Origin of the sequence: Rhodopseudomonas telluris, from assembly GCF_042432815.1 — a bacterium.
Lineage (GTDB): Bacteria > Pseudomonadota > Alphaproteobacteria > Rhizobiales > Xanthobacteraceae > Rhodopseudomonas > Rhodopseudomonas telluris.
The window spans coordinates 348823-361378 of the sequence record NZ_JBHLWM010000003.1 but is presented as its reverse complement, the minus strand read 5'-3'; the positions used below and the strand labels follow the sequence as shown (position 1 = coordinate 361378).

At 66.2% G+C, this 12556-nt stretch carries 12 protein-coding genes; 6 read left to right on the top strand and 6 right to left on the bottom strand.

Going from position 1 to position 12556, the window contains the following annotated elements:
* Positions 1 to 105 precede the first annotated feature (105 nt).
* The 5 genes from ACFFJ6_RS08425 to rph all read right to left on the bottom strand — a co-directional run bounded on the left by ACFFJ6_RS08425 (position 106) and on the right by rph (position 4609).
* A complete protein-coding gene (locus ACFFJ6_RS08425; RefSeq protein WP_378386420.1) occupies positions 106 to 1386 on the bottom strand; it encodes an ammonium transporter in 1281 nt (426 codons plus the stop codon).
* Between the two features lie 119 nt (positions 1387 to 1505).
* Entirely contained in the window at positions 1506 to 1844 is a 339-nt protein-coding gene (locus ACFFJ6_RS08420; protein WP_378386418.1) for a P-II family nitrogen regulator, read from the bottom strand.
* A 220-nt stretch (positions 1845 to 2064) separates the two neighbouring features.
* A complete protein-coding gene (gene hemW / locus ACFFJ6_RS08415; RefSeq protein WP_378386415.1) occupies positions 2065 to 3222 on the bottom strand; it encodes a radical SAM family heme chaperone HemW in 1158 nt (385 codons plus the stop codon).
* The gene (rdgB, locus tag ACFFJ6_RS08410) at positions 3212 to 3844 is read right to left on the bottom strand and encodes an RdgB/HAM1 family non-canonical purine NTP pyrophosphatase (RefSeq protein WP_378386413.1); all 633 of its coding nucleotides are present in this window, start codon (positions 3842 to 3844) and stop codon (positions 3212 to 3214) included. The genes hemW and rdgB overlap by 11 nt, the downstream gene beginning before the upstream one ends.
* Positions 3845 to 3895: 51 nt before the next feature.
* Complete coding sequence (gene rph / locus ACFFJ6_RS08405; protein ID WP_378386410.1) at positions 3896 to 4609, bottom strand: ribonuclease PH; 714 nt, start codon at positions 4607 to 4609, stop codon at positions 3896 to 3898.
* Positions 4610 to 4759: 150 nt separating this feature from the next.
* Here rph and hrcA point away from each other — a divergent pair, with 150 nt between their 5' ends.
* Together hrcA and grpE are read left to right on the top strand one after the other, a co-directional pair.
* On the top strand, positions 4760 to 5848 hold the full coding sequence (gene hrcA, locus ACFFJ6_RS08400) for a heat-inducible transcriptional repressor HrcA (RefSeq protein ID WP_378386408.1): 1089 nt from the start codon (positions 4760 to 4762) through the stop codon (positions 5846 to 5848).
* A 105-nt stretch (positions 5849 to 5953) separates the two neighbouring features.
* Entirely contained in the window at positions 5954 to 6574 is a 621-nt protein-coding gene (gene grpE / locus ACFFJ6_RS08395) for a nucleotide exchange factor GrpE (RefSeq protein WP_378386406.1), read from the top strand.
* 56 nt (positions 6575 to 6630) lie between these two features.
* Here the strand turns inward: grpE and ACFFJ6_RS08390 are convergent, their stop codons facing one another.
* On the bottom strand, positions 6631 to 7575 hold the full coding sequence (locus ACFFJ6_RS08390) for a hypothetical protein (protein WP_378386404.1): 945 nt from the start codon (positions 7573 to 7575) through the stop codon (positions 6631 to 6633).
* 378 nt (positions 7576 to 7953) lie between these two features.
* Between ACFFJ6_RS08390 and dnaK the strand changes: the two genes are divergently transcribed.
* The 4 genes from dnaK (at position 7954) to ACFFJ6_RS08370 (ending at position 12555) form a co-directional block, all read left to right on the top strand.
* Entirely contained in the window at positions 7954 to 9855 is a 1902-nt protein-coding gene (dnaK, locus tag ACFFJ6_RS08385; protein WP_378386402.1) for a molecular chaperone DnaK, read from the top strand.
* A 160-nt stretch (positions 9856 to 10015) separates the two neighbouring features.
* Positions 10016 to 11152, top strand: coding sequence for a molecular chaperone DnaJ (dnaJ, locus tag ACFFJ6_RS08380; protein ID WP_378386400.1), 1137 nt, complete (start codon positions 10016 to 10018; stop codon positions 11150 to 11152).
* 91 nt (positions 11153 to 11243) lie between these two features.
* Positions 11244 to 11849: a class I SAM-dependent methyltransferase gene (locus tag ACFFJ6_RS08375; protein WP_378386398.1), complete on the top strand. Its 606-nt coding sequence runs from the start codon at positions 11244 to 11246 to the stop codon at positions 11847 to 11849.
* Positions 11850 to 11973: 124 nt separating this feature from the next.
* Positions 11974 to 12555, top strand: a complete 582-nt coding sequence (locus ACFFJ6_RS08370) for an NADPH-dependent FMN reductase (protein WP_378386396.1) — start codon at positions 11974 to 11976, stop codon at positions 12553 to 12555.
* Position 12556 lies beyond the last annotated feature (1 nt).

The window sequence follows — 12556 nt, the reverse complement described above, 5'->3', positions numbered from 1 at the left end:
CTCGTTTTCTAGGCAAATATGGTGAAATGCTGAGCACGACAGCGTCTCGACACAATCGTGCTCAGCCGGCAGGCAGCCGATAAGGTACTATATTATGGGGCGTGGCTACTGAAGCGCCTCGCCATGCTGCGAAATGTCGAGACCTTCTATTTCGTGCTCACGGGACACGCGGAGCGCCACGAACAAGCCCACCAGCTTCAACAGAACGAAGGTCGCAACCGCGGTCCAGACGAAGGTTACCGCGATACCTGCGAGTTGGACCAGCGGCTGCATCCAGTTGCCCTCGAACGCGCCGGCCACACCGCCAATGGCGGCGGTGGCGAAAAACCCGCCAAGCAGTGTCCCGGTCAGTCCGCCAATGCCGTGGACGCCGAACACGTCGAGCGAATCGTCGTAGCGCAGCCGGTGCTTCAGCCAGATGCAGGCCCAGTAGCATACGCCGCCGGCGATCACGCCGATCACCACGCCATGCCATGGCTGAACGTAGCCGGACGCGGGCGTGATGGTGCCGAGGCCGGCGACGGCACCGGAAATCATGCCAAGCACCGAGGGCTTGCGTCGTCCGGCCCATTCGACCGCTCCCCAGGTCAGCGCGCCGGCGCAGGCCGCGAGGTGGGTTGCAGTGATGGCGAACACCGCGCGGGAATCCGCCGCCAGGGCCGATCCGCCATTGAAGCCGAACCAGCCCACCCAGAGCAGACCGGTGCCGATCACCGCGAGCGACAGATCGAACGGCGACAGGTTCTCCATGCCGTAGCCGTGACGACGGCCGATCACCAGCGCGGCGATCAGGCCGCCGGTGCCGGCCGACAAATGCACGACGAGACCGCCGGCGAAATCCAGCACGCCCCAGCCGGCGAGGAAGCCGCCACCCCAGATCCAGTGCGCCAGCGGCACATAGACGACCACGAACCAGGCGACCGAGAACAGCAGATAGGCCGAGAACCGCATGCGGTCGGCGACCGACCCCGCCACCAGCGCCACCGTGATGACCGCGAACGTCATCTGGTAGAGCATGAACAGCGCCTCGGGGATCGTCTTGGCCGCCGGATTGACGCTGTCCATCGTCATGCCGACCAGGAAGACGCGGTCGAACGAACCGATGAAGGCGCCGCCCCCGACAAAGGTCAGCGAATAGCCGAACGCGACCCACAGCAGCGAGATCATCGCGACCGCGGCCAGACTCTGCGCCATCGTGGCCAGCACGTTCTTCTTGCGCACCATCCCCGAGTAGAACAGCGCCAGGCCCGGGATGGTCATCATCAGCACGAAGGCGGTGGCGACGGTCATCCAGGCGGTATCGGCGGCATTGATGCCGGAGGCGGGCGCGGTCTGTGCCAGGGCCGGAGCCGCCAGGCAGGCGGCTCCGCCTGCGCCGAGAGTCATCGCAATAATACCGTTGACGGCCTTTGCCGTCCGGCGCGTCGAACCGATCATGATGGCTGCCCCGTCGGAATGTCGCGGCGCCCCCGCGCCGCCGTTGATTGCTGGCTGCGCGGCGTTTGTCAGAGCGCGTCGGCGTCAGTTTCGCCGGTGCGGATCCGCAGCGCGTGGTCGATCGGCGTCACGAAGATCTTGCCGTCGCCGATCTGACCGGTGCGGGCGCCGCGGGTGATCACCTCGACGGCCTTGTCCGCGAGCGGGCTGTCGACCGCGATCTCGATCCGCAGCTTGGGCAGGAAGTTCACGATGTACTCGGCGCCGCGATAGATCTCGGTGTGGCCGCGCTGACGGCCGTAACCCTTCACCTCGGTCACGGTCATGCCGTGGACCCCGATCTCGGTCAGCGCCTGACGCACCTCGTCGAGCTTGAAGGGTTTGATGATGGCGACGACGAGTTTCATACGGGAGCCCCAGATTTTCGCGCAACAACGTGCGGCACCGCGCCGCGCGGTACCTCCGGCCGTATATATGCCGTGTTTCACGGCAACGCGCGCAGAAAATAAGCGGATTGACGGCTAAGGAAGCGGCGATGAGCCTTTGCCAGAACATTCCGAGGCCAACACTGCGGAATCCTGCTGATTTCGGCAGAGCGGGCCGGGTGTCGTCGGACTGGACTGTGGTTTAGGCGGCGAGGTCGGCCACCACCGCGTCGAGCACCGGGAAGCCCGCTAGGGTCACCCGCAGGCGGCCGTCGGCGTCTACGGTGATCGCGCCCTCTTCGCGCAGCAGGGCGATGCGCGACGGGTCGAGCGAGCGCCCCGACAGCGCCTGATAGCGGCGCGGGTCGATGCCTTCGGCGAGCCGCAGCCCCATCAGCAGGAATTCGTCGGCGCGCTCTTCGCTGTTGAGGCGCTCGTCGGTGATGACGCCGTGGCCGTTGCCTTCGACCCGCATCAGCCAGCTCTCCGGCCGGCGCTCGGTGGCGGTGGCGTAGCGGATGTTGCCGATGTCCAGCCGGCCGTGCGCGCCGGGGCCGATCCCGGCATATTCCTGGCCGCGCCAGTACACCAGATTGTGCTGGCACTCGGCGCCCGGGCGGGCGTGGTTGGAGATCTCGTAGGCCGGCAGGCCGAGTTCGGCACAGACCGATTGGGTCACGTCGTAGAGGGCCCGCGCGGCGCCGTCATCGGGCGTCTGCAGCTTGCCGGCGCGATGCAGCGCGAAGAACGGCGTCTCGGCCTCGATCGTCAGCTGATACAGCGACAGGTGTTCGGCGGCTTCGCCGATCGCGCGGCGCAGCTCGGCTTCCCACATCGCCGGCGTCTGGCTGGGACGGGCGTAGATCAGGTCGAACGAGTAGCGGTCGAACACTGAGCGGGCGATCGCGACCGCGTCCATCGCCTCCTGAGCGGTGTGCAGCCGGCCCAGCGTCTTCAGCGAGGCATCGTCGAGCGCCTGCACGCCGAGCGAGACGCGGTTGACGCCGGCGGCGCGATAGCCGCGAAACCGCGTCGCCTCGACGCTGGTCGGATTGGCCTCGAGCGAGATCTCCGCATCCGGTGCGACGCGCCAGTATTTGCCGATCGCGTCGAGGATCGCCCCGACCGTCTGCGGCTGCATCAGCGACGGCGTGCCGCCGCCGAGGAAGATCGACGTCACCTCGCGCGGGCCGGTTCGGGCCGCGGTGGTTTCGATCTCGCGCGCAAACGCGCGGGCGAAGCGGTCCTCGTCGATCGCGGCGTGGCGGACGTGGCTGTTGAAGTCGCAATACGGGCACTTCGACAGGCAGAACGGCCAGTGCACATAGACGCCGAAGGCTTGGTCGGAGCTAGCCGGCAAGGCAGATCTCCGCCAGTTTGACGAACGCCTTGGCGCGATGCGACAGGCCGAGCCCGAGCGGCGGCAGGCCGTGCTTCTCGATGCTGGTCATCTCGCCGAAGGTGCGGTCGTGGCCGTCGGGCAGGAAGATCGGATCGTAGCCGAATCCGGCGGTGCCGCGCGGCGGCCAGACCAGCGTGCCGTCGGCCCGGGCCTCGACTTCCTCGACATGACCATCGGGCCAGGCGACGCACAGCGCCGAGACGAAATGCGCCGTGCGCTGCGCCGGGGCAGCGGCGCCACGCTCCTGCAGCAGGCGCTCGATCTGCGCCATCGCGGCGTTGAAGTCTTTGCTGTCGCCGGCCCAGCGGGCGGAATAAATTCCGGGCGCGCCATTGAGCGCATCCACCGCCAGCCCGGAATCGTCGGCGAAGGCCGGGAGCTGCGCGGCCTGCGCGGCCGCCTCGGCCTTGATGCGGGCATTGGCCTGGAAACTGTCGCCGGTTTCCTCCGGCTCGCCGAGGCCGAGCTCGCCGGCCGAGACTGCCTCGATCCCGTAAGGGGCCAGCAGCTCCCGCATCTCGGCCAGCTTGCCGGGATTATGGGTGGCGATCACGAGCTTGCCGGTGATTCGACGATGCATGGCGGCCTCAGCGTAGCTCAAGAGTGGCCGCGAATGGGTGGCAAGAATGACTCACGCCACCGCCATTTTCTGCAGATCGACCAGCCGGCCGACGCCCTTCTGGGCCAGAGCCATCAGCGCCAGGAACTCGTCCTGCGAGAACGGCGTCTTTTCGGCGGTGCCTTGCACTTCCACGATCCGGCCGTCGCCGGTCATGACGAAGTTGGCGTCGGTCTCGGCCTCGGAATCCTCGGCGTAGTCGAGGTCGAGCACCGGGGTGCCGTTGTAGATGCCGCAGGAGATCGCCGCGACGTTGTCGCGCAGCACCTGGCCCTTGGTCATGTTGCGGGCCTTCATCCAGTTCAGGCAGTCGGCCAGCGCCACCCAGGCGCCGGTGATCGACGCGGTCCGGGTGCCGCCGTCGGCCTGCAGCACGTCGCAATCGACCGTGATCTGGCGCTCGCCGAGCGCCTGCAGGTCGACGATCGTGCGCAGCGACCGGCCGATCAGGCGCTGAATTTCCACGGTGCGGCCGTTCTGCTTGCCGGCCGAAGCCTCGCGGCGGGTGCGCTCCAGCGTGGCGCGCGGCAGCATGCCGTATTCGGCGGTGACCCAGCCGCGTCCCTGCCCCTTCAGCCACGGCGGCAGCCGCTCTTCCAGCGTCGCCGTCACCAGCACATGGGTGTCGCCGAATTTCACCAGGCAGGAACCCTCGGCATATTTGACGACGCCGCGTTCGAGCGACACGGCGCGCAATTCGTCGGGCGCACGGCGGCTTGGCCGCATGGGAAATCCTCCGTCAATTTCGGGAAATGGCGATCCGGGCTGCTTTTAGGGGTGGAGCGCCGCAGCGGCAAGGGCGGCGCCCCTTCAACTCCCTGCCTTCTTGTAACCGGGCGCAAGCAACGACAAATTAGAGGCGTTACGGAGGAGAAGTTGGCTCACCACGATCCGATCGGCCTGATTGCACCCAATTCCGCCCTGGCGCAGCTCAACGAGCGCTCGCGGGACATTTTTCGTCAGATCGTCGAAAGCTACCTCGCCACCGGCGAGCCCGTGGGGTCGCGTAATATTTCCCGGCTGATTTCGGTGCCGCTGTCCCCCGCCTCAGTACGCAACGTGATGGCGGACCTGGAGCAGCTCGGCCTGATCTACGCGCCGCACACCTCCGCCGGGCGACTGCCGACCGAGCTGGGTCTGCGCTTCTTCGTCGATGCGCTGATGCAGGTCGGCGACCTTACCGAGCCGGAGCGGCAGTCGATTCAGGCGCAGCTGTCCTCGGTCGGCCGGGCGCAGACCGTCGAAGCCGCGCTCGGCGAGGCGCTGACCCGGCTGTCGGGGCTGACCCGGGCGGCCGCGGTGGTGCTGACGGCCAAGTCCAACGTCCGGCTGAAGCACATCGAATTCGTCCGGCTGGAGCCGGAGCGCGCGCTGGTGATCCTGGTCGCCGAGGATGGCCAGGTCGAAAACCGGGTGCTGGCGCTGCCGCCGGGCGTTCCGTCTTCGGCGCTGACCGAGGCCTCGAACTTCCTCAACGCCCGGATTCGCGGCCGGACGCTCGCCGAAGCAAGGGTGGAGCTCGAGACGCTGCTGACGCAGGACCGGGCCGAGCTCGATGCGCTGACCCAGAAGGTGATTTCCGCCGGGATCGCGAGCTGGTCCGGCGGCGAGGGCGAGGATCGCCAGCTGATCGTGCGCGGCCACGCCAATCTGCTCGAGGATCTGCACGCGCTGGAAGATCTCGAACGGGTGCGGCTGCTGTTCGACGATCTCGAAACCAAGCGCGGCGTGGTCGATCTGCTCGGCCGCGCCGAGCGCGCCGACGGCGTGCGGATCTTCATCGGCTCGGAGAACAAGCTGTTCTCGCTGTCCGGCTCCTCGACCATCATCGCGCCCTATAGCGACGGTGCCGGCCACATCGTCGGCGTGCTCGGCGTCATCGGGCCGACCCGGCTGAACTACGCGCGGGTGATTCCGATGGTCGATTACACGGCGCGCGTCGTCAGCCGGATGCTGGGCGGCTGACGCCGCCCCGCCTGCCCGCTCGCTTGATTTTCACCCGATAAACCACGATATCCCGGCCAGCCCATTCGCGGCCAATGCAGACGTTTTCTTCAAAAAGGTAGCGTGATGACCGATTCCAACGGACCCAAGGACAACAACCAGGACGAGGCGCAGTCCGCCGAGCCGGTCGTTTCCAAGCCGTACATCATGCCGGACGATCCGGAAGAAGGCGCCAACGAGGCGCTGGTGAAGGAAGCCGCCGAAGCGCGCGACAAGATGCTGCGCACGCTGGCCGAGATGGAGAATCTGCGTCGCCGGACCCAGAAGGAAGTCGCCGACGCGCGGACCTATGGGGTCACGGCCTTCGCGCGCGACGTGCTCGAGATCGCCGACAATCTGCAGCGCGCGCTCGACGCCGTGCCGGCCGAAGCCCGCGCCAATGCGGATGCGGGACTGAAGGGCCTGATCGAGGGCGTCGAGCTCACCGAGCGCTCGCTGCTCAACGCGCTGGAGAAGAACGGCGTCAAGAAGTTCGACCCGCAGGGCCAGAAGTTCGATCCGAATTTCCAGCAGGCGATGTACGAAGTGCCCGACCCGTCGGTGCCCGCCGGCACCGTGGTGCAGGTGGTGCAGGCCGGCTTTACGATCGGCGATCGGGTGTTGCGACCGGCCCTGGTCGGCGTGTCCAAGGGGGGTGCCAAGCCGGCGCCTGCGCCGAACGGCAGCGATTCCGGCAGCGCGGCGTAACGGCCGCGCCGACGCTACCTCGGCAGTTCAATCTTCGTCGAATGAAGCCGCGCCGATCAGCGCGGCTTCAGCCCGTCGCGGACCTTGCGGAAGCGCGGAAACGCTTCCGACCACTTGTCGCGGGGCGTGCTGCCGATCACCCGCAGCGCGACGTTCGAGCTGCCGAACCGCAGCCACTGCACCACCGTCACCGGCGTATTGTCCTTGCCGCTGATCGCCTCGATCCGGGTTTCGAAGCCTGGCTGGCCGTCGATCCGGATCGGCTCGGAATTGGTAATTCTTGCTTCGCGCAGCCCCGGAATGGTGGCGGCGGCCTGCTCGGCGAAGCGGGCGCGATCGTCGGTCTGCTCCGGCACCGAGCCGATCAGTCCAAGCACCATAAAGGGCGCCGCTTCGATCCCGGTGTCTTCATTGCCGTCCGCCAGCAGCATCGCCGCTCCCGGCGCCAGCGTTCGCACCGTCTTGAAATCGGCGAGCTCGCGGACGTTGAACGGCATCTGGGCGATCTGTTCGGAAACCGGCACTTCCTGCCGGACGGTGACCGAACTCAGCATCTTCTTCACGGCGTCTTCCGAATAAGTGCTGGCTTCGCTCTCGGCGACCTGCACGGCAACGTAGCCGGAGAACGCCTTGCTGCCGGGCACGATCAGCGAGTAGCGCCGCACCTTGTCGGTGCCGGCGACGCCGTCTTCGGCCGTGTAGTAGGCGGTCCCGGCGGCCGTCTCCAGGCTTTGCGGCTTGACCTTCACGGTCGCGTTGTCGGGCAGCGCCTTGAAGGCGGTTTCGACTTCGCCATAGGCCGGGCCGGGCAGTTCGGCCAGCAGCACCTTGACGCCGTGGCCGGGCGACTCGAAGCCCAGAAAGGCCTGCGACTCGGTCAGTCCCGGCATCGGGGTCACGCCGACCCGGATGCCCCGGGGGAAGATCGTGTCGGCCGCGACGGCGGGGCTGGCGGCGGCGACCGCAAGGGCGATCGCAAGGAGGCGCACTATCTGTTTCATCGGGGTGTCCTGAAATCGCAATGCGGCCGTTCGATGGTCTGTCACCGCCGCCGAAACCGGAATGCTGCGCTGCGGATGCTTCGGTGCGACGTCACCAGATCACGTCCTGCCGCGCCGTCAAGGCGTGACGGCGGCGTGAGACGAGGAGCCGCAAGCGTCCACCTCACCGCTGCCGTCGGACCTGCCGGAAGTGCCGTTCAGGATTCATTAAAGCCCATGTTTTCGTGATCGCGGCCCTGCGGCAGTCCTTGCGGCCACCACCCCCCCTCCTATATGAGGCTCACCGCCGCACAATCGCGAGCAATTGATATTTGGGGGTTTGGACTGGTGCGCCGCCAGGGCCCGCCCGACCCGCCGCAAAAGGAAGGAATGAGCACTATGGGAAAGGTCATCGGGATCGATCTCGGCACCACCAATTCGTGCGTCGCCGTCATGGACGGCAAGAATTCGAAAGTCATCGAAAACGCTGAGGGCATGCGCACCACCCCGTCGATCGTCGCGATCACCGACGACGGCGAGCGGCTGGTCGGTCAGCCGGCCAAGCGCCAGGCAGTCACCAATCCCGAGCGCACCTTCTTCGCAGTGAAGCGCCTGATCGGCCGCCGCTACGACGACCCGATGGTCGAGAAGGACAAGAAGCTCGTCCCCTACAAGATCGTCAAGGCCGGCAACGGCGACGCCTGGGTCGAGGCCGACGGTCAGACCTATTCGCCCTCGCAGGTCTCCGCTTTCATTCTGCAGAAAATGAAAGAGACCGCCGAAGCGCATCTCGGCCAGAAGGTCGATCAGGCGGTCATCACCGTCCCGGCTTACTTCAACGACGCCCAGCGCCAGGCCACCAAGGACGCCGGCAAGATCGCCGGCCTCGAAGTGCTGCGCATCATCAACGAGCCGACCGCGGCCGCGCTGGCCTACGGCCTCGACAAGACCAAGTCCGGCACCATCGCGGTGTACGACCTCGGCGGCGGCACCTTCGACGTCTCGATCCTGGAGATCGGCGACGGCGTGTTCGAGGTGAAGTCGACCAACGGCGACACCTTCCTGGGTGGTGAAGACTTCGACATGCGTCTGGTCAGCTACCTGGCCGACGAATTCCAGAAGGAGCAGGGCATCAACCTGCGCAACGACAAGCTGGCGCTGCAGCGGCTGAAGGAAGCCGCCGAAAAGGCCAAGATCGAGCTGTCGTCGACCACGCAGACCGAAGTCAACCTGCCCTTCATCACCGCGGACCAGACCGGTCCGAAGCATCTGACCATGAAGCTGACCCGCGCCAAGTTCGAAGCGCTGGTCGACGATCTGGTGCAGAAGACCATCGAGCCGTGCCGCAAGGCGCTGAAGGATGCCGGCCTGACCGCCGGCGAGATCAGCGAAGTGGTGCTGGTCGGCGGCATGACCCGCATGCCGAAGGTCCAGGAAGTGGTGAAGCAGCTGTTCGGCAAGGAGCCCCACAAGGGCGTCAACCCGGACGAAGTCGTTGCGATCGGCGCCGCGATCCAGGCCGGCGTGCTGCAGGGCGACGTCAAGGACGTGCTGCTGCTCGACGTGACGCCGCTGTCGCTGGGCATCGAGACGCTGGGTGGCGTGTTCACCCGCATCATCGATCGCAACACCACGATCCCGACCAAGAAGAGCCAGGTGTTCTCGACCGCCGAAGACAATCAGAACGCGGTCACCATCCGGGTCTTCCAGGGCGAGCGCGAAATGGCCGCCGACAACAAGATCCTCGGCCAGTTCGACCTGATGGGCATTCCGCCGGCGCCGCGCGGCATGCCGCAGATCGAAGTGACCTTCGACATCGACGCCAACGGCATCGTCAACGTCTCGGCCAAGGACAAGGCGACCGGCAAGGAGCAACAGATCCGCATCCAGGCCTCGGGCGGTCTGTCCGACTCCGACATCGACAAGATGGTCAAGGACGCCGAAGCCAACGCGGCCGAAGACAAGCGCCGCCGCGAAGCGGTCGACGCCAAGAACCATGCCGACGCGCTGGTGCATTCCACCGAGAAGGCGCTGGCCGAGCACGGTTCGAAGGTCGCCGAGCCGGAGCGCCGCGCCATCGAGGACGCGCTGGGTGACCTGCGCGAAGCCCTCAAGGGCGACGACGCCGAGGCCATCAAGGCCAAGACCAATACGCTGGCGCAGGCTTCGATGAAGCTCGGCGAGGCGATGTACACCCAGCAGGCGGAGTCCGACGCTGCCAAGCACGCCGCCAAGGACGACATCGTCGATGCCGACTTCACCGAAGTCGACGACGACAAGAACAACAAGAAATCCGCCTAAGACGTCGTAACGGAGACCGCGACCCCCATCTGACGAACGCAGCTTTGCGATCATCAGCTGGGGGTTGTTTTCGTTGGGCCGGACGCGGCATGAAAGCTGCAAGCTTTCACTTTCGCTGCAGGTTGCCGCAGCAATCGAACGTTTCGAGCAGGTTTGACGGATGTCCACGACCAAGCGTTGCTACTACGAAACCCTCGAAGTCGAGCGCAACGCCGACGAATCGACGCTGAAGAGCGCTTTCCGCAAGCTGGCGATGAAGTGGCACCCGGATCGCAATCCGGGCGATGCGTCGAGCGAGATCAAGTTCAAGGAAATCAACGAAGCCTACGAGGTGCTCAAGGACGGCGACAAGCGCGCCGCCTATGACCGCTACGGCCACGCGGCGTTCGAGCAGGGCATGGGCGGCGGGCCCGGCTTCGGCGCGGGCTTCGCGTCGTCATTCTCCGATATCTTCGAAGACCTGTTCGGCATGGCCGGGCAGCGTGGCCGCGGCACCGGTCGCGAGCGTGGCGCCGACCTGCGCTACAACATGGAAATCACCCTCGAGGATGCCTACAAGGGCAAGACCGCGCAGATCGAAATCCCGGTCTCGGTCACCTGCGATCCCTGCTCCGGCACCGGCGCCAAGGCCGGCACCAAGCCGAAGACCTGTTCGACCTGCGGCGGCGCCGGCCGCGTCCGTCAGGCCCAGGGCTTCTTCACGCTGGAGCGCACCTGCCCGAGCTGCCAGGGCCGCGGCCAGACCATCGAGGACCCCTGCCCGTCCTGCGCCGGCTCCGGCCGTGTCACCAAGGAGCGGACGCTGTCGGTCAACATTCCGCAGGGCGTCGAGGACGGCACCCGCATCCGCCTCGCCGGCGAAGGGGAAGCCGGCGTCCGCGGCGGGCCGCCCGGCGACCTCTACATTTTCCTGTCGCTCGCTCCGCACGATATCTTCCAGCGCGACGGCGCCGACCTGCACTGCCGCGTGCCGATCTCGATGGTCACAGCGGCGCTCGGCGGTGAGTTCGAAGTCCCGACGATCGAGCGTGGCAAGACCAAGGTGAAGGTGCCGTCCGGCACTCAGACCGGCCGCCGATTCCGCATCGCGGGAAAAGGCATGCCCGTGCTGCGCTCGCGGCAGGTCGGCGACATGTATGTTCAGGTTGCCGTCGAAACGCCGCAAAATCTGACCAAGAAGCAACAGGAGTTGCTGGCGGAATTCGAAAAGTTGTCGTCCGGTGCAACTCAACCCGAGGCCGCGGGTTTCTTCTCCAAGGTCAAGGACTTCTTCGGCTCCCGCGCGAGCACTCCCTAACCGTCTAACTTGACCGGCTGGGAAGTGCCCTATAGTTGTGATGTAACAATAATTTGACACTGGGCTAAATACCTCCCGGTTTGGTAGCGGAATGGCTTTGCAGTCCACGGCTCGTGCGTTGAAGAAGCCGCCCCGTCCTCTCGATGACGAGGTTCGCTTCCTTCGTTCCTGGATCGAAAAGCCGCTGCACATGGGTGCGGTGATGCCGTCGGGCAAACTGCTCGCCCGCACCATGGCCCAGTATGTCGATATCGACTCGACGGGGCCGGTCATCGAACTTGGACCCGGGACCGGCGCGATCACTAACGCGCTGGTAGAGCACGGCGTCGATCAGAAGCGCCTCGTGCTGGTCGAATACAATCCGAGCTTCTGCGCGCTGCTGCGCGAACGCTATCCGCAAGCCACCATCGTGCAGGGTGACGCTTATCGGCTGCGGGATACGCTGTGGCAGATCCTGCCCGAACCCGCGACCGCGGTGGTCTCCGGCCTGCCGCTGGTGACCAAGCCGATGCTGACCCGGATGAAGCTGATCCGGGATTCGTTCAATCTACTCGAGCCCGGCGCGCCCTTCGTGCAGTTCACCTACTCGGTGGCGCCGCCGATCCCCAAATCCCTCCCCGGCGTGGCGACCGAAGCCTCCGAGCGGATCTGGATGAACATCCCGCCCGCCCGGGTCTGGGTCTATCGCAAGGGCTGAGCCGTCCGCTCGTTGCCGCCCCCGTCTCTGACCTCCTCCGCTTCAGAATTTCGGTTTCCCTGCCGCTCAACTTCGCTAAACAAAGCGCGGCCACGCTGGTGCTGGCCGGCAGGAGATCGGCGTCATGTCCGCGGTCAAGATCCTCGTCATTCCCGGTTCGCTGCGCACCGGCTCGCACAATGTGCGGCTGACGGCGGCCGCGGCGCATGAGCTCGCCCGCGCCGATGTCGACGTCAGCCGCATCTCGCTCGCCGACTATCCACTGCCGATCTATGACGGCGACCTCGAAGCCAAGTCCGGCGTGCCGGCGAACGCGGTCAAGCTGAAGCGGATGATCGGCGCGCATCACGGCGTGCTGATCGTCACGCCGGAATACAATTCCGCCCCGCCCGCCTTGCTGAAGAATGCAATCGATTGGGTGTCGCGGGTCGAGGACCCGCACGAGACTCAGGGCCAGGTGTTTCGCGAACGCGCCTTCGCGCTTGCGGCGGCCTCCGAGGGCAAGCTCGGCGGTGCGCGCTGTCTGGCGGCGCTGCGGCTGATCCTGTCCGGCTGCCGCGCGCCGGTGATCCCCAATCAGCTCACGCTGTCCTTCGCGCACCAGGCCTATGACGAGACCGACCGCCTGAAGCTTCCCGCCGACATCGCCGCGATGGACGCGATGGTCCGGCAATTGATCGACTTCGCTCAGCAGATGATGAGGTAAC

Coding starts and splice junctions, on each gene's coding strand:
- ACFFJ6_RS08425 (WP_378386420.1), bottom strand. CDS start 1,386: ATGACTCTCGGCGCAGGCGGAGCCGCCTGCCTGGCGGCTCCGGCCCTG.
- ACFFJ6_RS08420 (WP_378386418.1), bottom strand. CDS start 1,844: ATGAAACTCGTCGTCGCCATCATCAAACCCTTCAAGCTCGACGAGGTG.
- rdgB (WP_378386413.1), bottom strand. CDS start 3,844: ATGCATCGTCGAATCACCGGCAAGCTCGTGATCGCCACCCATAATCCC.
- rph (WP_378386410.1), bottom strand. CDS start 4,609: ATGCGGCCAAGCCGCCGTGCGCCCGACGAATTGCGCGCCGTGTCGCTC.
- grpE (WP_378386406.1), top strand. CDS start 5,954: ATGACCGATTCCAACGGACCCAAGGACAACAACCAGGACGAGGCGCAG.
- ACFFJ6_RS08390 (WP_378386404.1), bottom strand. CDS start 7,575: ATGAAACAGATAGTGCGCCTCCTTGCGATCGCCCTTGCGGTCGCCGCC.
- dnaK (WP_378386402.1), top strand. CDS start 7,954: ATGGGAAAGGTCATCGGGATCGATCTCGGCACCACCAATTCGTGCGTC.
- dnaJ (WP_378386400.1), top strand. CDS start 10,016: ATGTCCACGACCAAGCGTTGCTACTACGAAACCCTCGAAGTCGAGCGC.
- ACFFJ6_RS08375 (WP_378386398.1), top strand. CDS start 11,244: ATGGCTTTGCAGTCCACGGCTCGTGCGTTGAAGAAGCCGCCCCGTCCT.
- ACFFJ6_RS08370 (WP_378386396.1), top strand. CDS start 11,974: ATGTCCGCGGTCAAGATCCTCGTCATTCCCGGTTCGCTGCGCACCGGC.